Source organism: Variovorax sp. 10N412 (genome assembly GCF_056394985.1).
The window spans coordinates 156,457-181,074 of sequence record NZ_JBFTIO010000009.1; the positions used below are offsets into that span (position 1 = coordinate 156,457).

Consider the following 24,618-nt stretch of genomic DNA (forward strand, 5'->3'; position numbering starts at 1 on the left):
CAGTACAACATCCCCATGACCACCGCCGCCCCCCTCATCGAAGTCCGCGGACTCAAGAAATACTTCGGCAGCGGCGACCGTCCGGTGCGCGCGGTCGACGACGTGTCGTTCGCGATCCAGCCCGGCGAAACGCTGGGCCTGGTCGGCGAATCGGGCTCGGGCAAGAGCACCATCGGGCGCACCGTGCTGCGCCTGCTCGAACGCACCAGCGGCCAGGTGCTGTACCGCGGCGAAGACATCGGCGCGCTGTCGGGCGAACGCATGCGCAAGCTGCGCAGCAAGCTGCAGATCATCTTCCAGGACCCGTACGCCAGCCTGAACCCGAAGATGCGCATCAGCGCCATCCTCGGCGAGGCGCTGTCCACGCACGGCCTGCACAAGGGCGCGGCCGCGCGCGACAAGCGCATCGCCGAGCTGCTCGAAACCGTGGGCCTGCGCGCCGAGCATGCGAGCCGTTTTCCGCACGAGTTCTCGGGCGGGCAGCGCCAGCGCATCGGCGTGGCGCGCGCGCTGGCCGTGGAGCCCGAGTTCATCGTGGCCGACGAGCCGCTGTCGGCGCTCGATGTGTCCATCCAGTCGCAGGTCATCAACCTGCTGGCCGACCTGCGCGAGCGGCTGGGCCTCACGATGCTCTTCATCTCGCACGACCTCGACGTGGTCGAGTACCTGTGCGACCGCGTGGTGGTGCTGTACCTGGGCAAGGTGATGGAAGTGGCCACCACCGACGAGCTGTTCGCGCGCCCCTCGCACCCGTACACGCAAGCCCTGCTGGCTGCCAGCCCCAAGCCCGACCCCGAGGTGGCGACCGAACGCATCGCGCTGAAGGGCGACATTCCGAGCCCCATCTCGCCGCCCTCGGGCTGCGTGTTCCGCACGCGCTGCCCGCATGCCATCGAGGCCTGCGCGCAGACCGTGCCGCCGCTCGACGAAATTTCCACCGGACACTACAGCGCCTGCATCCGCAAGGAACTGCTCTCCAACATCACCGCATGACCATGACCGACAAAGCCGCTGCCGCCGACGCCATCGCCTCCGACTTCAACGACCCGCTTCTGAGCGACCGCTTCAAGGGCTACCCGCGCACCCAAGCGCCGCGCCGCCGCAGCGAAGTCGGTGCCGCCGGCTGGAACGTGCTGGCCGGCGACCTGCCGCTGCCGCTGGCCGTGCTCAAGCGCGAGGCGCTCGAACACAACCTGGCGTGGATGCAGGCGCGCGTGCGCGAGTGGGGCATCGACCTGGCGCCGCACGGCAAGACGACCATGTCGCCGCAACTGTTCCAGCGCCAGCTCGACGCGGGCGCCTGGGGCCTGACCTTCGCCACTGTCACGCAGCTGGCCGTGGGCGTGGCCGCCGGCGCGCGCCGCACACTCATCGCCAACCAGGTGGTGAGCGACGAAGACCTGGGCGGCATCCAGCTGCTGCTGCGCGCGAACGCCGGCCTGCGCATCGTGTTCCTGGTCGATTCGCTCGCGCAGCTGGCCTTGATCGAGGACTGGACGACCCGCCATGCCGGCAGCGTGCCCTTCGAGGTGATGCTGGAGATCGGCGTCGAAGGCGCGCGCACCGGTTGCCGCACGCATGAGGAAGCCATTGCGCTCGCCACGCGGCTGCGCGCCAGCGGCGCCACCCGGCTCGTCGGCATCGAGACCTACGAAGGGCAGGGCGCCACCGGTGCCAGCGAGCCCGACGCGGCCTATGCGAAGACGCTGATGGACCGCGTGGAAGCCGTGGCGCGCCATTGCGACACGCACTCGCTCTTCGAGACCGACGAGGTGCTGGTCTCCGCCGGTGGCTCGGCCATCTTCGACCTGGTGGCCGGCCGCCTGAAGCCCGCGCTCGGCGCACCGGTGCGCGGCCTGCTGCGCTCGGGCTGCTACGTCACGCACGACCACGGCTTCTACAAGCGCATGGTGAGCGCGGTCGACGAGCGCCTGGGCTGCGGCTGCGGCGAAAGCCTGGTGCCCGCCATGGAGGTGTGGGCCACCGTGCAGTCGCGCCCCGAACCGGGCCTGGCGATTCTTGCGGTCGGCAAGCGCGACATCTCCTTCGACCTGTCGCTGCCCGTGCCCATCGCGCGCGCGGCCCGCGGCGCGCTCGAAGCGCAAGCGGTGCCCGCCGGCTGGAAGATCACCGCGCTGAACGACCAGCACGCCTACCTGCGCTGGGACGCGGGCGAGGAAGCGCAGGCCCCCGTGGTCGGCGAGCGCGTCGGCCTGGGCATTTCGCACCCCTGCACCACCTTCGACAAATGGCACTGGATGCCCGTGGTCGAAGAGAACTACCGCGTGAGCGACGCCGTCGCCATGCACTTCTGAATCCGCACCGATGACGCCCTCCCTGCTCCAGAAAATCGCCGAGCTGCGCAGCAGCGCCCCGGCCACGCGGCGCGCGATTCTCGACCTGATCCTCGAAGACCCCGACCGCGCGCTCGAAGAAAGCTTCGAGCAGCTGGCCGAGCGCTCGCGCAGTTCGGTGCCGACCATCATGCGCACCTGCCGCGACCTGGGCTTTGCCGGGTTGCGCGAGTTCAAGCTCGCGCTGGCGCAGGAACTGGCGCTGGGCGGCTCGCCGCTGCACCGCCGCGTGAACATCGAGGATGCGGCCGACGAAGTGGTGGGCAAGATCGCGCGCAGCGCGGCGGCGTCGGTCTCGGGTGTGCGCGGACAGCTCGACATGCAGGTGCTCGAAGGTGCCGTGGCGGCCATTGCGGCGGCGCCGCATGTGGACATCTACGGCGCGGGCGCCACCTCGTGGTTCATGGCCAACGACCTGCAGGCACGGCTGTTCCGGCTCGGCCTGTCGGCCAACGCCTGGGCCGACTACCACCTGCAGCAGGTGGCCGGTGCGGCGCAGCGTCCGGGCGGCGTGGTCATCGCCATCTCGCACGTGGGCGGCATGCCGTCGCTGCTCGACGCGGTGGACATCGCGCGCGGGCAGGGTGCCCAGGTGGTCGCGCTCACGCGGCCCGGGACGGCGCTCGCGGCCAAGGCCGACTTTCTGCTCGGCCTGTCGGTGCCCGACGACGCGGTGATGCACGTGGGCATCGACGCTTACCTCACGCACCTCACGGCCATCGAGATCCTCACGGTGCTGGTGGCGCAGCGCCGCGGCGAGCCCGCGGTGCAGCGCCTGCAGCGCGCACGCGAGGCGTTTCAGCGCCACGGCATCGACGCCTCCACGCACCCGCTGCAAAGCTGGGACGGCGGCGGCATCAACAGCAAGAAGGCCGCACCATGAACGAGACCGCCAGCAAAGCCGTCCTGCTCGAAGCGGGCCTGGTGGTCGACGGCTCGGGTGGGCCGTCGTGGCCGGGCGACGTGCTGCTGCGGGGCGACCGCATCGTCGCGCTGGGCGAAGGCCTGCGCGGGCGGCTGCCCGACGGCCTGACGCTGGCCGACCTCGACGTGGTCGACTGCCGCGCCAAGGTGATCGCGCCCGGCTTCATCGACGCGCACACGCACGACGACGCCATCGTGCTGCGCGACCCGCTGTGCCTTCCCAAGGTGTCGCAAGGCATCACCACGGTGGTGACGGGCAACTGCGGCATTTCGCTGGCGCCGTACCGCACGCCGCAGTCGAAGCCGCCGCTCACGCTGCTGGGCGCCGAATCGTTCCAGCACGCGACCATGGCCGCGTACCGCGCGGCGGTGGACGCTGCGCAGCCCGCGCTCAACGTGGCCGCGCTCATCGGCCACACCACGCTGCGCTTCGCGACCATGCAGGCACTCGACCGCCCGGCCAGCGGCGACGAACTCGCGCGCATGGCGGCGCTGCTCGACAGCTGCATGGCCGACGGCGCGCACGGCATGTCCTCGGGCCTGTTCTACGAAGAGGCGTTTGCGGCGCCCGCGGAAGAGGTCACCGCGCTGGCCCGCGTGGTGGCGCGCCACGGCGGTGTGTATGCCACGCACCTGCGCAGCGAGATGCAGCAGATCATCGAGGCGCTGCACGAGGCCGGCGACTCGGCCTTTGCGGCCGGCGTGCCGCTCGTCATTTCGCACCACAAGTGCGCCGGCCCCGCCAACTGGGGCCGCACCAGGGAAACCCTGCCGCTGATAGAAACACTAGCGCAGCGCCAGCAGATCGCGATGGATGTCTACCCCTATGTGGCCGGCTCCACCGTGCTGCGCGAGGACCTGGTGGACGGCGTGATCGACGTGCTGCTCACCTGGTCCGACCCGCACCCGGAGATGACCGGTCGCCTCGTTTCCGACATCGCGCGCGAGTGGGGCACCACCGAACAGAAGGCCTGCCTGCGCCTGAAGCCCGGCGGCGCCTGCTACTTCCAGATGCAGGAGGAAGACGTGGAGCGCGTCATTGCGCACCCGCTCACCATGATCGGCAGCGACGGCCTGCCGCACGACCGCCATCCGCATCCGCGCCTTTGGGGTGCCTTTCCGCGTGTTCTGGCGCGCTACTGGCGCCAACGCCGCCTTTTCACGCTGGAGCAGGCCGTGCACAAGATGACCGGCATGACCGCGCGCAACCTGCGCATTGCCGACCGCGGCCTGCTGCGGGCCAACGCCATGGCCGACGTGGTGGTGTTCGACCCCGAGACCATCGCCGACACCGCCACCTACGACCGGCCGCATGGCGTGAGCCTGGGTGTGGAGCGGGTGTTCGTGAACGGCGTGCTGGCCTACCGCGGCGGCGAGGCCGAAGCGCGTGTGCTCGCTCGGGCGGGCCGGATGCTGACGCGCGGCGCCTGAAAGACCGCGACGTCAGGCTGGTTGCTGGCCCTGCCGGTCGAGCGACGGGCCTAAGCTATCTGAAAGTACTAACAGTACGATAGAAAATGCGTCACACTGGCGCCAGATGGGCGGACCTCTACGTGACAGGAGCGACCATGGACAAGGACGCGAACAGCCTCGGAGCCGACTACGAACAGTGGCAAAAGCTCACGGACGACTACGAAAAGGCGCTCGACGCATTGGCTCGTGGCGAGACCGGTGCACGTGAGCATGCGATTGCTCTTTCCTTGGCGCTGCGGCGTCTGTACCCCGTACAGAACGTCAGCACTGTGAATTAAATGCTTCGCCTGCTGGAGCGTTACGGACAGAATCGCTATCGTCGATTGATTTTCTATCTCGATGAGGGCATAGCCTCTTGGCTGTGAGCATTCATCAACTTATTCGCGAAGGTCGAAAACGTCTCGGGATGAGCGAGCAACAGTTTGCTGACGCCGTCGGAGTGAGCCGTGGTGCCGTACAACAATGGGAAAAGGCCGGCGGAACCGCACCGAAGCGAAGCAACCAGCCGCGCGTCGCCGAGCTGTTGGGTGTCTCGCTGGCCGAGTTGGTCTCCGGCGGCACCAACATCAGCCCGGGCTTCGACATGCGCGCTGAGGTGCCGCTGGTGTCCGAAGTCGAGGCGGGCAACTACACCGTCATTGACAACTTCAAGCCCAAGGGCCGGTTCGAAACCGTGCCCGTCACGGTGCCGATCAAGCGCCACACCTATGCGCTGCGCGTGCACGGCGACAGCATGGTGAGCGAGACCGGCGACTCGTTTCCCGATGGCTCGCTGGTCATCGTCGAGCCCGAGATGGCAGCCTTGCCGGGCGACTACGTGATCGCCATGAACGACACGAACGAAACCACCTTCAAGCAGCTCATCCGTGACGGCGGCGACCTCTATCTCAAGCCGCTCAACACGCGCTATCCCATCAAGCTGCTCGGCAGCGCCACCGTGATCGGCGTGGTGCGCGAGTTCACCAAGCGCTTTCGGTAGCCGCTTTTCATTTATTTCCAGATAGATTTGCCTGCGGGCCGATGAATTTGCTATCGGTGTCCGCGATCCGGCGGTAGGCCGTCATGGGTCTGTCACCTCGGGTTCACAGAATCGGGCCGCCTGCGGCGGTGGCGGGCCACGCCTGCACGGGCGTGCCCAGTCTCTTTTTCCTGTGGACTTTCATGCATCACAACTTTCGATGGACCTGCGCGCGCGCCGCGGGATTGGCCGGCCTTGCGGCCTTGTCTCTGGCAGCTTGCGGCGGCGGTGGGGGAGGAAGCGGCTTCGTGCCGGTCAGCGCCCCTGCTGCGGGCGCCCCCGGCGCCGGCAATCCGGACGCCCCCGTCGTGGCGCTCCAGCCGCTGGCGGGCGGTTCGCAGTACACGGGCACCGCCAGCTTCGGCGACACCGTCTCCATCACCCTCGACCAGCCCGCGGCCGGCAAGCTCACGCTGCGCTTCGTCGATTCGCGCTTCGGCCTGGCCGGCGCACTGAGCGCCAGCTACACCACCCAGCCCGACGGCTCGCTGCTGGCTGGCAACTTCGCCGTGGTGGCCGGCAGCGGCGTGCCCGATGCGCTCGCCGCCGCGCTGCCCCGCCTGGGCCTGCGCTTCCAGCTCGACGGCGGCCTGCTCAGCGGCTCGCTGGCCCAGGTGCCCAACCTCAAGGCGGCCGATGGCTCGCTGCTGCAGGGCGAGATTGCCGCTTCGAACCAGGGCGTGGCCGACGTGGCCCGGCTGGCCGGTGTGTACAGCTTCGTCAGGCTCACCACCGCCTACAACGCCAAGGGCGTGGCGCAGGCGGGCCCCGAGTCGGCGTTCGGCCAGTTCAATGTGGCGGCCGACGGCAGCGTGCGCGCCTGCCTGGGCCAGGCCTATGCAGACACCTGCAGCACCGCACGCACCGGCAAGCTCGCGGCCGAAGCCGACCAGGCGACCTACCCGGGCGCGCTGGCCCTGACGCTGGACGGCCAGCGCGTCGGCCGTGTCATGGTCAATGCGCAATCGGGCGCGGCCACGTTGCTCGCCGATGAGTTCACCACCGCCGCCGACGGAAGCTTCCGCACCGGCACCTGGGTGCTGCAGAGCGCGTCGATGGCCTTGCCCGCCACCGCGCTCGACGGCGAATGGCTGTGCAGCCAGCCCGCGCTCGATGCCACCACCGGCGCGGCCACCGGCCGCACGCAGCGCAACTTCGTGTCGGTGGGCCAGGGCCTGCTGCAGACCGACACCATCGACTACGACGTGAAGCTCGGCGCGGCGGGCACCAATGCCGTGAACGGCCTCGTCACCGGCCAGTGGGCCGACAGCCAGAAGGCCGCGCGCGTGCTGCTGCCCGTGGGCAAGCAGACCGTGTACTACGTCGGCACCGGCAGGGATGCCGCGGCGTCCACCAACTTCTCGGGGGTATGCCGCATGCTGCCGGTGCAGCCCGTCATCGGCACCTACGCATCGGCGCCCACCACCGGCACCGCCGTCATGGACATCCGCATCGGCGACGCGCGCCCCACGCAGCCGGCCATCGGCTACGACCAGGTCTATTACAAGCAGGCACGCTACCGCAACAACGCCAACGGGTCGACGCAGTGGAAGAAGGAGTTCGACGACTATTGCGAAGCCCGGGGCCTCACGGACGGCGCCAAGGGCTCGACGGTCATTGCGGGCACCTCGCTGCTCACCGACCCCACCAGTTTCACCTGCTCGACCAAGAACGCCTTCGACCAGAGCGCGCTGAAGTCGGCCGTGGTCGGCCCGCGCGGCGTGCTGTACCTGACGGACGGCCACCACACCCTCACCAGCTTCTGGGAGGCGCCCAACGGCGGTGGCGCCGACGTGAAGGTGCCGGTGGTGATGAAGGGCAACTTCATGGACCAGAACAACGCCACCTTCTGGCGCGGCATGCGTGCGAACAAGACGGTGTGGCTCAAGCTGCCCGACGGCCGCGCCATCACGCCGGCCGACCTGCCGCAGCAGCTGGGCCTGGGCAACGGACTGCAGGACGACCCGTACCGCGCGCTGCTGTATTTCACGCGTGACATCGGCTATGCGCAGCCCGCCAACAGCACCGAGTTCCTGGAGTTCTACTGGTCCGAATGGCTGCGCGCCGCGCCGCAGAACCTGCAGCTCTCGGCCTACACGCTGACCGATGCCGCGAGCTACCTGCAGGCCATCCAGACCGCGTCGAACCTGATGGTCGCGACGCCCGACACCACGCCGATCGGTTCCTCGGGCCTCACCGCGCTGCAGATGGGCAAGCGCGCGAGCTTCGACAGCGCCGCCTTCGCCGACCTCAACACGCCGGTGACGGCCGCGAAGCCGGGCAAGCTGGCGTATGCGTTGAGCTACCGGGCGTCGCTGGCGACGAAGTAGGCCGGCAAGGCAGGCGCCTGCTGCCGCTAGCATGTGGGTCCACGCCCCGGACCTTCCAGCCCTCATGCACAAAGCCGCGCAGCACCTCGTCTTCGATGCCGATGACGCTCGGCGCCCCGGCCCTCCCGTCGTTCAGTTGATCGGCCCCGGCGGTGCCGGCAAGAGCACCGTCGGGCGTGTGCTGGCCGAACGGCTCGACTGGCAGTTCGTGGACCTCGACCAGCAGTTCATGGCGCGTGAAGGCGACATCGCCAGCTACATGTCGGCCCACGGCTATGCCGGCTACGCGAGACGCAACCTCGCTCTCCATGCCGAACTTCGGCGCGTCTTCGTGGCATCGACCGTCCTTGCACTCTCGTCCGGCTTCATGACGTACCCCGCAGAAGCGGGGTCGGGCTATGCACAAGTTCGAGCGAGCACGGAGCACGACGCGCTGACCTTGTTGCTGCTGCCGTCGTTCGACCTCGAGCAATGCGTCGAAACCATCGTGGGACGGCAGCTGTCCAGACCCTACCTGCCGGGCAACGCAGCGAGCGAGGCATCACGAATCCGCGAGCGCTTTCCGTCGTTCATGGCCTTGCGGTGCGCGCGATTCCTCAACAATGGCGCTCCGGACGAGGCGGCCTCGCAAATGGCCTGCTTCGTGCGCGAACGTCTCGGGCTCACCGGCGCAGCGTCTACCGGTCCCTGAAGGAGGCACCCATGAGTTCTCGAAGAAGCATTGTTCTGGCCGGCGGCGGGGCCCTGCTGGGCGCCGCCGCAGTCGGTTGCGCCGCCGCGTCCGCGCAAGGAGCCGCGACGCAGCACCTGTCCGCCGAACACCTCGATGAGGTGTTGGACGCGGGCGGCAACGTGCCCGCGCTTCGCGCGCTCGTCGTCATGCGCGATGGCGTGCTGGCCGGCGAGCGTTTCTACGCGGGCGCATCGGCGAACGACCTGCTGGCCGTCAACTCGGTCACCAAGAGCGTTTGCTCGATCCTCGTCGGGCAGGCGCTACAGCAAGGAAAGATCCAGGGTCTGTCGCAGACCGTGGCCCAACTGTTGCCCGACGCTTCGCGCACGGCACTCGATGCACCGGCCACCCGCGTCACGTTGCGGCAGATTCTCACGGGCACCACCGGCCTCGCCTACGACTGGCGCACGCAGATCAACCCGCTGTTCAATGCGCCGGACCCCACCGCCTATGTGCTGGGCCTGCAGGCCGACGGCACGGCACCGGGCACTTGGTCGTACAACGATGCGGCCGTGTCGTTGCTGACGCCGATTCTGGAGGGCGCGCACGGCATGCCAATTGCGGATGTCGCCCGGCGCGACCTGTTCGCACCGCTGGGTATCGAGCGCTTCAGCTGGCGCACCGACAAGTCCGGTCATTCGACGGCCTACATGGGGCTCAACCTGCGCACGGGCGATCTCGCCAGGCTGGCATGGAGCATGGCCGACGGCGGTCGATGGAATGGCGCGCAGGTGGTGCCCGCCGATTGGGTGTCGGACAGCACGCGGCGACACGGCCCTGCGGCGTGGCGCAATCCACCGATCAGCGACACAGGCTATGGCTACCTCTGGTTCACCGGTACGCTCGACGGACGCGAGGTGGCTTGGGGATGGGGCTATGGTGGGCAGTTCGCATTGCTGGTGCCGTCGCTGCGGCTCGTGGTGGCAACCGCCGCCACTTCGCCGCCGCCCAGGGAGGTGGCCACGCAGACCGCAGGCATCGCCAGGCTGGTTCAGCAGGTGGTTGCCCTGGTGGCCACTTCCTCCTGACGTTCAGCCCGGCGAAGCCTCTTCTTCCCCCTGCGCCTGGAACATCCGCGTGAAGTCGCAGCATTCCTGCGCCAGCATCACGATGGACGAGGTCAGCGCGCTGCGGTGCTCGCCCTTGTGCATGGCCACGTACCGAACCACGGGCAGGGCGGGCGTCACCTCGATCACCGCGAGCATGCCCGCATCGACCATCGGCGACAGGCATTCGCGCGGCAGGTAGCTCACGCCCAGGCCCGACACCGTGAGCCCGGTGAGCGCCACCAGGTTGCTCACCACGATCACGTTGGCCGGCTGCACGCCTTGCTCCTTCATCCATGCGTCGTAGGCACGCCCGGTGCCCGAGTTGTTGCCCTGCACCAGCATGCGGTGTCGCGCCAGCTCGTGCAGCCGCACGCTGCCGGCGGCCGATGCCGCAGGCACCACGCCGGGCTTGCACATCCACGCGCTGCGCACCTGCCCGATGACCGTGTGCGGCAGGCGCGACTCGGCGAAGGTGTCTGGCACGATGACCAGGTCGAGCTCGTCGGCCAGCAGCTTGTCGCGCAGCTGCAAGCTGTCGTCCACGTCGGGCTCCAGGATCACCTTGGGGTAGTGCTGCTGGATCAGCCCCACCAGCCGCGGCAGCCAGGTCATGGCGGTGAGCTCGGTCACGCCGATGCGGATGCGCCGTTCCACCACGCCGGGCTTGCCGAACTGCTCGACCGCGGCGTCGCGCTGTGCCAGCAGCTTCTGCGCGAGCACGAACATCTCCTCGCCCTTCTCGGTGAGCCGCGCGGTGCGCTGGCTGCGGTCGAACAGCGCGGTGTCGAACAGCAGCTCCAGCTCGTGCACCCGCTTGGACACCGCGGACTGCGAGGTGTGCAGCTGGTTCGCCGCCTGCGCAAAGCCGCCCAGCTGGCCGATCCAGTAGAGGGCTTCGAGTTGCTTGAAAGTCATCACGGTGCGGCACTCCGGCTGAAAGAACGCTTTTAGTCATGTGATTCGATCACAAAAAATCGCTTTTGGAAATTCATCGAGAGGCAGAAGATGCGGCCAAGCCACCCCTCATCCACCCTCCGTCCACTCTCTTCGACCCTTCAAGGAACGCCCGATGAACTTCAAGAAACTGCCCCTCGCGCTCTGTTTCGGCCTGGTCTTCGCCTGCGGCGCGGCCAGCGCCCAGGACGGCGGCACGCTGCAGAAGATCAAGGAGAGCGGCACGATCCAGATCGGCGCGCGCGACAGCCAGATTCCGTTCTCGTACAAGCTCAGCGCCGACAGCGCGCCCATCGGCTTCACCAACGACATCTGCCTGAAGATCGTCGACGCGGTGAAGGCCAAGCTCGGCCTGCCGAAACTCGAGGTGCGCTACACCATGCTGAACTCGACCAACCGCATTCCGCTGCTGCAGAACGGCACGGTCGACCTCGACTGCGCCACCACCACCAACACCACCCAGCGCCAGGCACAGGTCGACTTCGCGCCCAGCCACTTCGTGACCAACATCACCGCCGCGGTGAAGAAGGCCTCGGGCATCAATTCGCTGGGCGACCTCAACGGCAAGAACGTGGCCACCGTCTCGGGCAGCACCTCGATCCAGCTGCTGCGCGGCGCGCGCAAGAACGGCACCATCGAAGTCAACGAGATCGCCGGCAAGGACACCTCCGACGGCTTCCTGCTGCTGTCCACCGGCCGCGCCGACGCCTATGTGCTCGACGACGTGCAGCTCGCCGGCATGGTCGCCAGTGCCACCAACCCCGGCGAATACAAGCTGCTGAAGGAGTCGCTGCGCCAGGAGCCCTACGGCATCATGCTGCGCAAGGACGACCCGCAGTTCAAGGCGCTGGTGGACGAGACCGTCACCGGCCTCATGAAGTCGGGCGCCATCGAGCAGCTGTACACCAAGTGGTTCCTCTCGCCGATTCCGCCGAAGAACGCGAACCTGAACTTCCCCATGTCCGACGCGGTGCGCGAGATCTACAAGAACCCCAACAACAAGGGCGTCTGAACGATGGCTTCCCCGCACGCACAACACCCCCATGGCCTGGCTTTTTCCGATGCGCTGATGCGCGAGGTGCAGCAGCGCTTTCTTGGCGTGGACCATGACCACCACGGCCGCGAGCGCCTGTACTTCGACAACGCCGGCGGATCGTTCCGCCTGAAGGCGGCGGTCGAGCGCTTCGCGCAGGTCGACGCCATTCCCGACAACGCCGAGCGCATCCACGCCACGGCCGTCGAGCTGCAGGACATCCAGGCCCGGGGCAGCGACGACCTGCGCACCATCCTGAATGCGAAGGGCGGCAGCGTGTACGCCTCGCTCACCGCCTCGGGCGCGATGTTCGACATGGTGCGCGCCATTGCCGAGAACGTGCCGGGCACGAACATGGTCACCACCGTGCTCGAGCATCCCTCGGCCTTCGACGCGATGAGTCTCTATGCCCAGCGCCTGGGCCGCGAGCTGCGCGTGGCGCCAAGCAACCCCGTGACCGGCGGCGTCGACGTGGAAGAGATCGTGCGGCTGGTCGACAAGAACACCTGCCTGCTCAACGTGATCTACGCGTCGAACATCTCCGGTGCCAAGCTGGACATGGAGGAGATCGTGCGCCGCGCGCGCGCCATCAAGCCCGACCTGTACATCGTGGTGGACGCCGTGCAGCATGCGCCGCACGGCCTCATCGACCTGCAGAAGACGCCGGTGGACGGCGTCAACATCGCGCCCTACAAGTTCTTCGGCTGCCGGGGCTCGGGCTTGTCATGGATGTCCGAGCGCGCGGCCGTGCTGCCGCACCACAAGCTGGCCGCCAAGAAGCCCGACTACTGGGACCTGGGCAGCTCGGCGCCGTGGCAGTTCGCGGTGCTGACCGAAATCGTCGACTACGTGTGCTGGCTGGGCGGCAAGTTCACCGAGACGAGCGATCGACGCGCGCTGTTCGTGGCCGGCATCACGCACATCGAGCTGCACGAGCGCGCGCTGCTCGCGGTGCTGCTCGACGGCAACGCCAACGCGACCGGCATGCGCGAGATGCGCGGCGTCGAGGTGTTCCTCGACCACGAAGACCTGACCCGGCGCGACCTGATCCTGGGCATCGGCTTCGACCACATCGACTGCACGCAGGCCGTCGTGGAATACGGCAAGCGCGGTGTGACGGTGTACGAGCGCGTGGCCACCAGCCTGTATTCGAAGCGCATGCTCGAATCCTTCGGCCTGGCGGGCACCGTGCGGGTGTCGCCGCTGCATTGCAACTCGGTGGCGGACATGGAGAAGTTCCTGCGCATCACGCAGGAGATCGCGGCTCAGCAGGGGCAGTAGCGCGGTGTTGTCCGCACGGTCATCCAGCGTAGCTCCATGAAGGCGCCCGCGGCCGCAAGACCGCCGAAGCGCCCGTAGCCTTCTTGCGCTGTCGAGCGCGGTGCTGGCGAAGGGCGGTGTGGCATTCTTGGACATGGCCAACCGCGCATACCTGTTCAACACCTCCGTCCCTGTCTGCGATCGCATCCACCTGCATGAGGCATCTGCGCGTGACGGATCGCCTTATGCGGCAGTGGCCGAAGGTGCCAATCAGATCCCGGCGATCTGGTTCTTCTGCTTTCGCAGGGAGGACCTGATTCCCGCAACCCTGACCTTCAGGCATGGGGCCGGCGTCGTGCACCAACAGATTCTTCTGCCATGCGTACCCGTCGAGAACGCGGTGCGCAACCTGGTCGCGGCCCGCGCGTTGCTTGATGCATTCGTCGGAGACCGGTCGCGGGTCGAGGACTATTGGCAAGCCGCCGTCGATGCGTTGCGCGGGCTCTCGCTGCCATATCTCGCCATGGACCCTACGGAAGTTTTTCTGCTCAACGATCCAGAGGAAGAGGCGCTTACTTTCGTGAAAGCCTTTGAAGGTGGCGAAGCAGCATTCGAGGCCGTCAGGTTGCTGTCGTTCTATGAAAGGGACCAGGCACCGTATACGTACAAGGAGTTCATGTCGGGGGTCGTGCTGGACCATGCGGTTCGACGGCGCAACTCCGCAGCGCTCCTCGGGGGCTTCGTCACCGCACCTGAAGCTCCTGTCGATGCTGTGCCGATGCCGATGCCGATGCCGATGCCGATGCCGATGCCGATGCCGATCGTGGCTCGACCCGATTTCACCCGCGCGTCCGTGCCGTCCATCGCGATGACGCATGCGCCTGCATCCGTTTCTTTCGATACGGCCGCCATTGCGGCTTCCGTCCGGCGGGCTTCCAGGCCGCATGGCGCGCACGAGACAAAGGGCGACGCCAAGCCGAAGCCGTGGTGGAAGATCTGGTAAGGGCCGAACCGGGCGTTCTCGCTCACTGCACCGCGTCGTCCACGCTCCACGGCGCATACACGTCCGCATGCAGGTCGGGCGAATTCACCTTGGCCAGCAGGTCGCGCACGTCGTCTTTCACACGCGCCAGCGACAGGCGCGCGCCGCGCACGCGCACGTAGGCCGCGAAGTCGCACAGCGCCTCGATGCTGGTGGCGTCGAGGTCGGGCGACTCCTCCAGGCTCAGCACCATGCGCTGCAGGCCCGGCATCGCATCGACGCGCGCACGGATCGACGCGAACACCGCATCCGCATTGCCGAAGAACAGCGGCACCTCGGGCCGCGCGATCAGCGTGTGCGGCGGCACCACGGCCTCGGGTTGGCGGGCCGTGTCGACGTAGTCGTGGCTCTGGCCCAGCCGGCCGAGCCAGCTCACCGTGGTGCGCGAGAAGCCGCGCAGCAACAGCAACAGGCTCACGCCGATGGCGGCCAGCAGCCCGTCGAGCACGCCCAGCAGCAGCACGGCGGCCACCGCCACGAGTGCCACCAGCCGGTCGCGCCGCCACTGGAAGTAGGGCCGCAGCGCGGCCGGGTTCAGCGTGTGGCTCACCGCATGGATCACGATGGCGGCCAGCAGCGGCTCGGGCGTGTGCGCGATCCACGGCAGCAGCGTGAGTACCGCCACCAGCACCACCAGCCCCGCGACGATGCCCGCCGCGCGGCTCTGCGCCCCGGCCGACTCGTTGGCCGAGGTGGCCGAATAACCCGCGCCCACCGGCATGCCCTGGAACAGCGCCGAGAGCAGGTTGGCGCCGCCCAGCGCCAGCAGGTCGCGGTTGGCCGACACGTTGTCGCCGTGGCGCAGCGCGAAGGTGCGGATCGAGCCGTACGACTCGGCGTACAGGATCAGCGCCATCGCGAAGGCCAGGCCGCCCAGGTTCTGCCACTGCGCTCGGTCGAGCACGGGCACGCGCGGGTGCGAGAAGTCCAGCGAGATGGTTCCCACCGCCGCCACGCCCCAGGCCTGGCACAGCCCGCTCACGTCGAGCGCGATGCCGCCCGCGATCACCAGCAGCGCGGCCGGCACCGCGCGCCAGCGCGCGAGACCCCGCAGCAAGGCGAGCGCGACCAGCGCCATGGCCGCGCCGGCCAGGTTCCAGTGCCGCCACTCGCCCAGCAGCCCGCCGGCGAGCCGGAAGAAGTCGCTGTGCGCCGGCTGCACCGCCAGCACCTTGGGCAATTGCTTCACCACGATGGTCAACGCCAGCCCGAGCGCGAAGCCGCGCAGCACCGGCTTGGCGATGAGGCTGGACACCGCGCCGAGCTTCGCGACACCCGCGACGACGAAGAACAGGCCCGCCAGCAGCACGATGCCCGCGCCCATCGCGAGCCGCGTGACGGCGTCCACGCCCGTGACCGACATCGTGGCCGCGAACAGCACCGCGGCGGACGACGAGGTGGCCGAGACGATCGCGAAGCGGCTGCTGCCGAAGAGGCCGTAGACCAGCAGGCCCGCGAACAGCGCGATCACGCCGGCCTGCGGCGGCAGGCCCGCGATGCTGGCGTACGCCACGGCCTCGGGCAGCAGCAGCCCCGCGATGGACACGCCCGCCACGAGGTCGGCGAAACCGGGGCGGCGGGAGGCGGTGCTCCGCGGCGGGATTGGCGGGATGGGCGTGGCGGGCGGCGTGGCTGCGGTCATGAAGGAGTGGGGTGTTGCCGCCGCAAGCTATCAGGCGCCGGCGGACCGGAAGCTGACGGCATGCGCCATGTGCGCAGCCCCCGCGGACCGCAGGCCGTTGAGCCCCGCGGGGTCGTAGCGCGCAATGCCCTGGTGCCCGTCCAGATCTTCCTTCAGCCGCAGGCCGGTGTCGAGCAGCAATGCCTGCAACGCCGCGGGATCGAAGCCCGACAGGAAGGACTCTCCCGCGGCCGACACATCGCTGCGCAGCTTGCGGAAGGCCTCCGCGCTGGCATGGCCCGGGGCGAGGGCGGCTTCGTCGATGTAGGTGAAGACCAGTTCACTGTGAGCGGACGTGCACGACGCGATGGAGCGCAGCGCTGCCAGGTTCGCCTCGCGCGTGAGGTACACGGTGACCCCCAGCCACGAGAAGAAGGCCGGCCGGGTCGGGTCGAAGCGCGAGCGGGCCAGCGCGGTGCCCAGGTCTTCTGTGGCCAGGTCCGCCTCGATGAAATGCACCGACGGCGACGCGGCCACGCCGCACGCCTGCAGGCGCTGGCGCTTCAGGCGCTGCGTGTCGGGGTGATCGACTTCGTAGATGTCCAGTGCGTGCGCCCATGCGGGCCGGCGGCACACGAAGCTGTCGAAGCCCGCGCCGACGATCACGTACTGCGCCACTCCCTTTGCCACGGCCGCCTGCAGCGCGTCTTCGGTGTAGCGCGAGCGCAGCACCACGTCGGCATACGCCGCGTTCGCGCGCCACACGGCGTCCAGCACGCTGTCGGATGAAGAGGCGGTCTTGGCCTCGGCCTCGGCCTTGCCGGCTGCTGCGTGCCGTGCCATCGCCCGTTCGCGAAAGGCCGCGCGCACGGCCTCCGGCACCAGGCGGTCGCCCCATGGGTCGTCCAGCAGCGGGGCGGGGTCGCAGCGCGAATGCAGTGCGCGCATCAAGGACGTGGCGAGGGCGGTGCGGCTGGCTTTCGAGGGGGTCACTGGGGCGGGCTCCAACGTGGAATGGGTGCGCAGTGTGCTTTGCCGGCGTGCGTGTGTACAGCGCGTCGTTTCAAGCAGGTCCCATGGCATCTCGAAGCTGCAGTGAATGCTTTAGAACGGGTCGCTTGCGATGCGGCGACAAACTTAAATCTTCCAGGCTAAGCCCTTCGTACGAAGTTCGTTTTTCACTCGGAAAATGAGGCCTCGACTGACACGCCAGGCCTCGGGAACGACGCAATGCGCTGGTATGGTGCGCGGGTAGTTTCTTGTTCGCCCGTGTCCTTGCATCGGGCCCGCCACATGCCCATTCGCCACGCCAGAATCTTTCCTCGTTACTCGTTCTATTGCGTCCTCGGCGGTCTCGCCGCCATCTATGTCTTCTGCGCCATGATGCTGGTGCCGATCAAGGTCTACATCCTTCCGTACCTGATCACGCCGGACTTCATCCGCTACAAGGGCGCGATCGTCGTTCTGTTCCTGGCCATTCCCGCGGCGATCTACCTGATCTGCTGGAAGGGCAGCGACTTCTTCGCGTGGTTGCGCACGCCCGAAACGCTGACCGTCGGAGGGCACGGCCTGCAGCTCGGCGAACGCACGCTGGCCTTCGCGGACGTCACGCGCTTTCGCCATCGCCACAACCGCAACCACGTGCTGCTCACCACGCGCGACGGCAAGACGCTGCGCCTGCGGCTCGATCTGTGGGACCAGCCGGACGCGCTGCTCGCCGAAGTGGAAGAGGCCGTCGGCGACACCATGTCGCACGACGTGGAGCGCCGCCTGCATGCAGGCGAGACGGTGAAGTTCGGTGCGCTCGGCCTGCAGGCCGAAGGCCTGGTGCACAAGGGCCAGCTCATTGCGTGGTCGAGCATCGACACCATCCGCACCCAGTCCGACGAGGAAGGCATGGACGTGGACGAACACCTGGTCATCGTCGCCAGCGGCAAGACCCGCAAGATCGATCGCTCGAAGATCGACAACGAACCCGTGCTCATGGCCTGCCTGATGCAACGCCTGCCCGCGCACTGAATCGTCTTCGTCGCCCTTCAGCCCTTTTTTCAACCACTCCAACAGACGCACACAGCGAACACCACAAATGGAAATCTACAGCTCCGCCGCACAGCAAGAAAAGACCCGCCAGGACCGTCCCGTGTTCTATTCCCGCTCGCGCCTCATCGGCGGCACCGTGCTCTGGGGCGTGGTGACCCTGGTGCTGGCCGTGCTGTGCATCCGCGCGCAGGACAAGAACATCGGCATCCTCATCGCGGCCTGCTTCGCGCTGCTTACGGCGTGGCTGACCTTCAAGTGCTTCAACACGCTGCGCAACATCGCGACGCCGGCGTTCGTGGTCGGCCACCAGGGCCTGACCTTCGAGAACGGCATGGTGCTGCCGTGGGGCAACATCGTCGAGAACACATGGGTGAACCAGAGCTACGTCGGCATTCCGATCAGCCGGCAGATCCAGATCAGGACCGACCTGCCCAAGCCCAAAGCACGCGTGCTGCGCCGCGCCACGGCGCTGGAGATTTCGGGCGACGAGTACCTCGCGCTGTGCGATGCCTACCGTTGACGAAGCGCTGACTCCTGCATGAACAACGCGCAGCACCGCCAGAGCGTTCCGCTCGACAAGGCCTACCGCCTGATGAACCACGGCCCCACCGTGCTCGTGAGCGCCGCGCACGGCGGCCAGCGCAACATCATGGCCGCGGCCTGGGCCATGCCGCTGGACTTTGCGCCGCCCAAGGTGGCGGTGGTGCTCGACAAGAGCACCTGGACGCGGGTGCTGCTCGAAGGCGCAGGCACCTTCGCGCTGCATGTGCCCACGCGCGCGCAGCTCGACCTGACCGAGGCGCTGGGCAGCAGCTCGGGCCGCGAGCTCGTCGAGACCTCGGGCCGCGACAAGTTCGCCGCCTACGGCCTGGAGACCTTCGCGGGCAGTGCCACCGGCGCGCCGCTGCTCGAAGGCTGCGCGGCCTGGCTCGAATGCCGGCTGCTGCCGGAGCCGCACATCCAGGATCGCTACGACCTGTTCCTGGGCGAGGTGATCGCCGCGCAGGCCGATGCGCGCGTGTTCGCCAACGGGCGCTGGAACTTCGACGGCCACGACGAACTGCGCACGCTGCACCATGTGGCAGGCGGGCACTTCATCGTCGACGGCGAGGCGGCCGATGCGCGGGCGCTGCCGCCCACGGCCTAGTTCTCAGGGGCGCCCGGCTCAGGCCGAGTTGCTCCGCGCCGCGCGCGGTACCAGCATCGCGCGCAACACCACCACGCCGCACACGGCCGCCGCCAATGCCAGCAACACGGCCCACAGCAGGCGCGAGGGCGATGCGGCCTCCAGCCAGTCGGCCAGCAGCAAGGTGGTGGTGTTGTAGGTGGCGTGCAGCGCAATGCACGGAATGAGCGAGCGCGTGCGTTCGTACAGCCAGGCGAGCACCGTGCCCATCACGAAGCCGACCACGAACTGGTAGATGTTCATGTGCGCCGCGCCGAACAGCAGCGCCGACATGCAGATGGCCTGCCAGCGCGGATAGCGCTGCAGGAAGCCGCGCAGCACGATGCCGCGGAACAGCATTTCCTCCAGCAGCGGCGCCATCACGCACACCGCCAACACGGCCGCCACGCTGCCGTCGGCCATGCGGCTGAAGAACGACTCCTCCCAGCGCGACAGCGGCACGATCGCCATCAGCAACTGCAGCGCGGAGGTGATGGCGAGCAGCAGCGCCGGCACCAGCAGCAGCACCGGCGGCACCACCAGCATCAGCATGGTGCCCGGGGATGAAGGCGAATGATGGAAGAGCTCGCGGTAGGTGAGCTTCTGGAAGTGCATGACCACCGCGAACACGCAGCCGTTGCCCAGCACGGCCGAGAGCACGCCAATCTGCATGAGGTTCAGGCCGAGCCAGCCATTGGCGTCGCGCAGCGCGGCACCCACGACGAACTCGCAGAGGAACAGGGCCACGAACAGCAGGGCGGCTTGCGCGAGCGAAGGGAAGGCCGCGCTTTTCGGGGAGGGCATGAGGGGGTGCGCCGGTGGGCGCCAGGGGGACGGTGGCGCGGATGTTACGCGACTGCCCGGGCGGCTCAGGGGCTCGCCAGTGTCCCGTTGCGCAACAGCTGCGAGAGCGGCGACAGCCAGATGCCGCCCGGTTGGCCGGGCAGCGGCAGCACCAGCTCGCGCAGCACGGCGTACTCGCGCAGCCGCGCCGGTCCGTGCGGGTCGCCGGGCATGATGCCGGCGGCGGGATGGCACATGAGCACGTCGCCGCTGCCGCTGGCCGAGAGCCATTCGGCCAGCCGGCGCGCATAGTCGCCGGCGTCGCCCGAGAAGTCGTACACGCCCAGCAGGTGCCGGCTCGTGGGAATGCCGTGGCGCGCCGCGAGCGCGGCCAGCCGCGCGCCGCCCAGCGCGTGGATGAGCCTGGCCTTCCAGCGGTCGGGCCCCTGCAGCCAGCCCGGTGCGGTGCATCGCAGCCAGGGCGGCGAATCCGCGTAGCGCCGCACGATCTCCTCCACCAGCAGCTCGCGCACCACCGGGAACTGGTGCACGTGGCGGTGCCCGTCGATGAAGGCCGGCGCGCGGCCCATGGCGTCCTCGAAGCGTGTCATCTGGTCGCGGATGTCGGCCTTCAGCCCCGCCGCGAACACCGTGCGCGTGAAGGTCCGCGCGAGCAGGCCGGCCAGGCCGGGCTCGTGCCCGTCGACCTGCGACGGCCGCGTAAGGTCCAGGTGCAGCCCGACATCGAGCCGCGCGGGCGAAATGCGCCGCAGCGCCTTCGCACCGGCCAGCCAGGCACTGCGCCGCACCATGCCGCCGGTGGCGGAGATCTTGCCGCGCTCGGCCAGGTCGACGACGGCCGCGTTCACGCCCATGCTCAGGCCGAAGTCGTCCGCGCACACGCAGAGGCACGCGCAGATGCGGCGCGCCGTGGCGGGGTGCATGCCGGCCTTGTCAGTCATCGCCGCCGGCGCCCGGGGGCGGTGCGCCGGGTGCGGCGTCCAGGCAATGCGGGTCGCTGGTGGCGCTGCCCGCGAAGCGCCACGCGGCCAGGGCATGGTTGACCGCCAGCAGCCGCGCGCGAGCCAGCCAGGGGTTCGCCAGGTGCGCGGTGTTCGCGCCCACGATCCAGGTGGCGCGCGGCACGCAGAGCGTGGAAGCCAGCTGCGTGCGCTCGAGCAGCGTGGCGGCGGCGCGCGCCGGCTCGAAGCGGCCGGCGTCGAAGATCTCCTTGCGCCAGTTGTCGCGGGTGTCGCGGGCCGCCGCCTGCCAGTCGTCCGACACCAGCACCGGCTCGCGCAGGTTCCAGTAGAACGGAATCTCGTAGTCGTAGCTGTCGAGCATCAGCACCCGTTCGCCGGGCGCCACCGACGCGCCGGCCGGCAGGCGCAGGTGCGCGCCCGGTGGCGTCGCATACACCGCTACGGCGACCACGCAGGCCACGCACAGCGCCGCAGACGCCAGCGTGGTGGCGCGCACCTTGGACAACAGCGATTCCGGCGTGCGGCCCGCGAGCACGCGCTGCGCGATCAGGTACGCCAGCGGCGGCAGCGCCGGCAGCACGTAGCCTACGAGCTTGGAGCGCGGCATCGAGAAGAACACCACGATCACCGCGAGCCAGATCCACATGAGCACGTCGATGTCGGCGCGCCTCGGGCGGGTGCCGTCGTCCTTGCCGCGCGGCACCAGCACCCACGCGAACCACGGCAGCGTGAGGGCGGCCAGCACCGGCAGGTAGAACCAGAAGCCGTGTTCGTTGTTGAAGCCCGACGAGGCGAAGCGCCGGAAGTGCTGCGTGACGACGAAGTAGTCGAAGAACCCGGGGTACTTCATCTGCATGGCCACGAACCACGGGCCGGCCACGGCCAGCAGCACGGCCCATCCGGGCAGCCACAGCGCGAGCTTCAGCGCCGCGAGCCTGCGCGTCGCCGCGCACCAGATGGCGATCACCATCGCGGGCAGCACCAGCCCGATGAGCCCCTTGGCCAGCAGCCCGGCCGCGGCGAACAGGTAGGCGCCCGCGAGCAGCGCGCGCCACGGCTCGTCGCGCCCCTTCGCCAGCGACGCGCCTGCCGCCAGCAACACCGTGCACGCGATGCAGCCCGCCACCAGCATGTCGAGGTTGGCGAACTGGGCGCCGAAAAAGAAGAAGGGGGTGGTCACCAGCACCACGGTCGACAGCAGCGCCAGGCGCACGTTCGACCAGCGGCGCAGGAACATGAACAGCCCGGCCGCCGCCGCGCCCGCGCCCAGCACGGACGGCAGCCGCGCCGCCCATTCCACCGGCCCGGCCAGCGCCATCGCGGCCGCGCCGATCCAGTAGAACAGCGGCGGCTTGTGGAAGAAGGGCAGGCCGTCGAGCCGCGGCACCAGCCAGTCGCCCGAGTGCAGCATGGCCAGCGCGATGCCGCCGTAGCGGCCCTCGTCGGGGGCCATCAGGGGACGCACCCATGCCGTGGCCAGCAGCCACGCGAAGAGCGCCGCAATGAGCCACAGGGGCTGGGGCGCGGTCCACCAGCGAGAGCCTGGTTGCCTCATGGGTTCTCGGTCTCCAGGCCGGCGCCGTCCGTTCGGCGCACCACGTACAGCGGCCGGCCCTTGACCTCCTCGTAGATGCGCGCGATGTACTCGCCGACGATGCCGGTGGAGATCATCTGCACGCCGATGAAGAACATCAGGCTCACCACGATGGTGGTCCAGCCGGAGACCGCATTGCCGAACAGCAGGTGGTCGACGGTCACGTAGATGCCGTAGGCAAAGGCCGGTACCGCGAACAGCAGTCCGACCACGCTCACCATGCGCAGCGGCCAGGTGGTGAAGGCGGTGAGGCCGTCCAGCGCCAGGCGCACCAGCCGCCGTGCGTTGAAGCTGCTCACGCCCTCCGCGCGCGGCGCGGGCGTGTACGGCATGGCCACGGCGCGAAAGCCGACCCAGGCGTACAGGCCCTTCATGAAGCGGCTGCGCTCGGGCAGGCTCATGAGCGCGTCGACCACCTTGCGGTCCATCAGGCGGAAGTCGCCCGCGTCCTTGGGCACGGCGAAGCGATCCGACGCGTTGACCAGGCGGTAGAAGAGCTTGCTGCCGAGCTGCTTGAAGCGGCTTTCGTCGCTGCGCTCCTCGCGCACGGCGTACACCACTTCGGCTCCGGCCACCCACTGCGCGATCATCTGGTGGATCAGGTCGGGCGAGTGCTGGAGGTCGCCGTCGAGCAGCACCACGGCGTCGCCGGTGGCCGCCGCCAGGCCCGCGGTGATCGCGGCCTCCTTGCCGAAGTTGCGCGACAGCGAGATGCAGCGAAAGCCCGGGAGCTCGCACCATGCGCGCGCGACGTCGGCGGTGTCGTCGGTGCTGCCGTCGTCCACCACGATGATCTCCCAGCGCAGTTTCGTGGCACAGAGGATGTCTTCGAGCCGCGGCAGCAGGTGGCGCAGGTTGGCGCCCTCGTTGAAGCAGGGGATCACGCAGGAGATGCTGCGCGTGTCGCCGGCCGGCGCACGCGGCACGTCCGTGCGCGAAGCGGGCGTGGGCACCCGCGACAGCGCGGGCGGGGCACCCGCGCCGATACCGGCGCGCGCATGCCGGGCGTTGGCAGAAGAAATCATGGATGCCTCCGGAACGATGCGGCCGCGGTCTTCCTGTCGCGCGCGCGGCCGGCTTGCGACGTCGGAAAAGAAAGGAAGCGGTGTGCCAGCCACTGCGCGCTGCGCAGCGCGCCGGCCACCAGGCCGCCGAGCAGCAGGCCCGCCACAATGTCGAGCGGAAAATGAACGCCCACGTAGATGCGCGCCCACCCGGTGGCCGCCGCCAGCGCCAGCAGCGGCAGGCCCAGCCTGCGCAGGCTGGGACGCAGCATGAAGGCCAGCGCCACCATGAACATCACCGACGCATGCGTGCTGGGCAGCGAGCCACGCCCGGCGTGCGCGATGTACGAGGGCGCCAGGCCCAGCACGAAGGGCCGTGGAACGTCGAGCGACGCGCCGATGGCGTGCGCCAGCAGCGAGGTCAGGCCCGCCGCCGCCGCAACGACGAACAGCCAGGCACGGTCGGTGGGCTGGCGCCACAGCGCCACCGCGACGATGCCGGCGCTCGCCCAGGCGCCCCACAGCGCGAAGCCCGACGCCACGGACAGCACCCACGGCGTGGGCTGGCTGCCGGCGGCCAGCCATTGGAAGAGTGCGATGTTCAGCGCGTTCATGGGGCGACCCCGGACAGGCGAGCGAAGACGACAGGCGCGCGAGGGCGCCCGGTGCGGCGTGCGCACCAGAAGAAACAGGACATGGTCTGGACCTTTTCGATGAGAAAGAGGCCGCGCTGCGCGATGCCGCGTGATGCGACGTGATGCAGCGAGGCGTTGCGGCGCACGCGGCGCCGGATCGCTTCTCAGACCGGGGAAGGTGGGGCGGTGGTGGGCGGCAGGCGCCGCCAGGGCGCCGCGGTGGGCGGCGCGCCGCCGGGCGGCGTTACATGCTCGGGCACCTTGCGCACGATGGGCACGACCAGCCGCGCCATCGCCAGCACCAGCGGCAGCATCGCCAGCACCAGGGCCATCAGGGCGCCGAGTGCGAAGCTGAATGCGTCGGGGTGGTCGATGCTCGCCGGCGCCTGCGCGAACACGGTGGTCTCGCGGTCCGTCGGATGGTCGGCGCGGTCGTCGGCCTCGAACTGGGCGGTGTCGCTCAGGCTGCGCACCCGCAGCATCGGCTCGTCTTCCAGGCCGTCGCAGCGGAAGTGAACCGCGATGAAAGGCTGAAGGAGCACCAGCAGCATGCCGAGCACGCACCACGCCTTGCGGTGGGCTTCGGCAAGACGGCGGACGCATGCGAGGAACATGCGCGGATG

Annotated in this window: 24 protein-coding genes; 15 read left to right on the forward strand and 9 right to left on the reverse strand. The window is 68.9% G+C overall.

The features are described from left to right. Positions 1-15 precede the first annotated feature (15 nt). The 9 genes from AC1DJH_RS21480 to AC1DJH_RS21520 all read left to right on the forward strand — a co-directional run bounded on the left by AC1DJH_RS21480 (position 16) and on the right by AC1DJH_RS21520 (position 9,860). Positions 16-993 carry an ABC transporter ATP-binding protein gene (locus AC1DJH_RS21480; RefSeq protein ID WP_472117003.1) on the forward strand — a complete coding sequence of 326 codons (978 nt, stop codon included), beginning with the start codon at positions 16-18 and terminating at the stop codon, positions 991-993. After that, positions 990-2,315 carry an amino acid deaminase gene (locus AC1DJH_RS21485; protein ID WP_478187082.1) on the forward strand — a complete coding sequence of 442 codons (1,326 nt, stop codon included), beginning with the start codon at positions 990-992 and terminating at the stop codon, positions 2,313-2,315. Before AC1DJH_RS21480 ends, AC1DJH_RS21485 begins: the two co-directional genes overlap by 4 nt. Positions 2,316-2,325: 10 nt before the next feature. Continuing rightward, positions 2,326-3,237, forward strand: coding sequence for a MurR/RpiR family transcriptional regulator (locus tag AC1DJH_RS21490; RefSeq protein ID WP_478187083.1), 912 nt, complete (start codon positions 2,326-2,328; stop codon positions 3,235-3,237). Next, positions 3,234-4,709 (forward strand): N-acyl-D-amino-acid deacylase family protein, encoded by a 1,476-nt coding sequence (locus tag AC1DJH_RS21495; protein ID WP_478187084.1) that lies wholly within the window; start codon positions 3,234-3,236, stop codon positions 4,707-4,709. Before AC1DJH_RS21490 ends, AC1DJH_RS21495 begins: the two co-directional genes overlap by 4 nt. A 137-nt stretch (positions 4,710-4,846) precedes the next feature. After that, positions 4,847-5,029, forward strand: a complete 183-nt coding sequence (locus tag AC1DJH_RS21500) for a hypothetical protein (RefSeq protein ID WP_435482865.1) — start codon at positions 4,847-4,849, stop codon at positions 5,027-5,029. A gap of 83 nt (positions 5,030-5,112) precedes the next feature. Next, positions 5,113-5,730, forward strand: coding sequence for a LexA family protein (locus AC1DJH_RS21505; protein ID WP_435483707.1), 618 nt, complete (start codon positions 5,113-5,115; stop codon positions 5,728-5,730). A 287-nt stretch (positions 5,731-6,017) separates the two neighbouring features. Continuing rightward, entirely contained in the window at positions 6,018-8,099 is a 2,082-nt protein-coding gene (locus AC1DJH_RS21510; protein WP_478187085.1) for a ParB/Srx family N-terminal domain-containing protein, read from the forward strand. 64 nt (positions 8,100-8,163) lie between these two features. Beyond that, positions 8,164-8,790 carry a shikimate kinase gene (locus AC1DJH_RS21515; protein ID WP_478187086.1) on the forward strand — a complete coding sequence of 209 codons (627 nt, stop codon included), beginning with the start codon at positions 8,164-8,166 and terminating at the stop codon, positions 8,788-8,790. An 11-nt stretch (positions 8,791-8,801) separates the two neighbouring features. After that, the gene (locus AC1DJH_RS21520) at positions 8,802-9,860 is read left to right on the forward strand and encodes a serine hydrolase domain-containing protein (protein WP_478187087.1); all 1,059 of its coding nucleotides are present in this window, start codon (positions 8,802-8,804) and stop codon (positions 9,858-9,860) included. Positions 9,861-9,863: 3 nt separating this feature from the next. Here the strand turns inward: AC1DJH_RS21520 and AC1DJH_RS21525 are convergent, their stop codons facing one another. Then, a complete protein-coding gene (locus tag AC1DJH_RS21525; RefSeq protein WP_478187123.1) occupies positions 9,864-10,796 on the reverse strand; it encodes a LysR family transcriptional regulator in 933 nt (310 codons plus the stop codon). A 154-nt stretch (positions 10,797-10,950) separates the two neighbouring features. Here AC1DJH_RS21525 and AC1DJH_RS21530 point away from each other — a divergent pair, with 154 nt between their 5' ends. The 3 genes from AC1DJH_RS21530 (at position 10,951) to AC1DJH_RS21540 (ending at position 14,131) form a co-directional block, all read left to right on the forward strand. After that, entirely contained in the window at positions 10,951-11,847 is an 897-nt protein-coding gene (locus AC1DJH_RS21530) for an amino acid ABC transporter substrate-binding protein (protein ID WP_478187088.1), read from the forward strand. 3 nt (positions 11,848-11,850) lie between these two features. Continuing rightward, the gene (locus AC1DJH_RS21535) at positions 11,851-13,149 is read left to right on the forward strand and encodes an aminotransferase class V-fold PLP-dependent enzyme (protein ID WP_478187089.1); all 1,299 of its coding nucleotides are present in this window, start codon (positions 11,851-11,853) and stop codon (positions 13,147-13,149) included. 127 nt (positions 13,150-13,276) lie between these two features. Continuing rightward, positions 13,277-14,131, forward strand: coding sequence for a hypothetical protein (locus AC1DJH_RS21540; protein ID WP_478187090.1), 855 nt, complete (start codon positions 13,277-13,279; stop codon positions 14,129-14,131). A 22-nt stretch (positions 14,132-14,153) separates the two neighbouring features. Here AC1DJH_RS21540 and AC1DJH_RS21545 read toward each other — a convergent pair whose 3' ends face one another. Together AC1DJH_RS21545 and AC1DJH_RS21550 are read right to left on the reverse strand one after the other, a co-directional pair. Beyond that, complete coding sequence (locus AC1DJH_RS21545) at positions 14,154-15,812, reverse strand: SulP family inorganic anion transporter (protein ID WP_478187091.1); 1,659 nt, start codon at positions 15,810-15,812, stop codon at positions 14,154-14,156. Between the two features lie 30 nt (positions 15,813-15,842). Further along, complete coding sequence (locus tag AC1DJH_RS21550) at positions 15,843-16,784, reverse strand: class I SAM-dependent methyltransferase (RefSeq protein WP_478187092.1); 942 nt, start codon at positions 16,782-16,784, stop codon at positions 15,843-15,845. Positions 16,785-17,084: 300 nt separating this feature from the next. Here AC1DJH_RS21550 and AC1DJH_RS21555 point away from each other — a divergent pair, with 300 nt between their 5' ends. The 3 genes from AC1DJH_RS21555 to AC1DJH_RS21565 all read left to right on the forward strand — a co-directional run bounded on the left by AC1DJH_RS21555 (position 17,085) and on the right by AC1DJH_RS21565 (position 18,978). Continuing rightward, positions 17,085-17,810, forward strand: coding sequence for a hypothetical protein (locus AC1DJH_RS21555; RefSeq protein ID WP_478187093.1), 726 nt, complete (start codon positions 17,085-17,087; stop codon positions 17,808-17,810). A gap of 67 nt (positions 17,811-17,877) precedes the next feature. Then, positions 17,878-18,351 (forward strand): hypothetical protein, encoded by a 474-nt coding sequence (locus AC1DJH_RS21560; protein ID WP_435482874.1) that lies wholly within the window; start codon positions 17,878-17,880, stop codon positions 18,349-18,351. An 18-nt stretch (positions 18,352-18,369) separates the two neighbouring features. Further along, a complete protein-coding gene (locus tag AC1DJH_RS21565; protein WP_478187094.1) occupies positions 18,370-18,978 on the forward strand; it encodes a flavin reductase family protein in 609 nt (202 codons plus the stop codon). An 18-nt stretch (positions 18,979-18,996) separates the two neighbouring features. On the opposite strand, the gene AC1DJH_RS21570 is transcribed toward AC1DJH_RS21565, so the two are convergent. From AC1DJH_RS21570 to AC1DJH_RS21595, 6 genes are all read right to left on the reverse strand, one after another. Continuing rightward, the gene (locus tag AC1DJH_RS21570) at positions 18,997-19,800 is read right to left on the reverse strand and encodes a lysostaphin resistance A-like protein (RefSeq protein ID WP_478187095.1); all 804 of its coding nucleotides are present in this window, start codon (positions 19,798-19,800) and stop codon (positions 18,997-18,999) included. Between the two features lie 65 nt (positions 19,801-19,865). Then, positions 19,866-20,741, reverse strand: coding sequence for a ChbG/HpnK family deacetylase (locus tag AC1DJH_RS21575; RefSeq protein WP_478187096.1), 876 nt, complete (start codon positions 20,739-20,741; stop codon positions 19,866-19,868). Next, the gene (locus tag AC1DJH_RS21580; protein ID WP_478187097.1) at positions 20,734-22,317 is read right to left on the reverse strand and encodes an ArnT family glycosyltransferase; all 1,584 of its coding nucleotides are present in this window, start codon (positions 22,315-22,317) and stop codon (positions 20,734-20,736) included. Before AC1DJH_RS21580 ends, AC1DJH_RS21575 begins: the two co-directional genes overlap by 8 nt. After that, on the reverse strand, positions 22,314-23,381 hold the full coding sequence (locus tag AC1DJH_RS21585; RefSeq protein ID WP_478187098.1) for a glycosyltransferase family 2 protein: 1,068 nt from the start codon (positions 23,379-23,381) through the stop codon (positions 22,314-22,316). The genes AC1DJH_RS21580 and AC1DJH_RS21585 overlap by 4 nt, the downstream gene beginning before the upstream one ends. Continuing rightward, the gene (locus AC1DJH_RS21590; protein WP_472116961.1) at positions 23,378-23,974 is read right to left on the reverse strand and encodes a phosphatase PAP2 family protein; all 597 of its coding nucleotides are present in this window, start codon (positions 23,972-23,974) and stop codon (positions 23,378-23,380) included. The genes AC1DJH_RS21585 and AC1DJH_RS21590 overlap by 4 nt, the downstream gene beginning before the upstream one ends. A gap of 185 nt (positions 23,975-24,159) precedes the next feature. Next, the gene (locus tag AC1DJH_RS21595) at positions 24,160-24,609 is read right to left on the reverse strand and encodes a hypothetical protein (RefSeq protein WP_478187099.1); all 450 of its coding nucleotides are present in this window, start codon (positions 24,607-24,609) and stop codon (positions 24,160-24,162) included. Between the last annotated feature and the right edge of the window lie 9 nt (positions 24,610-24,618).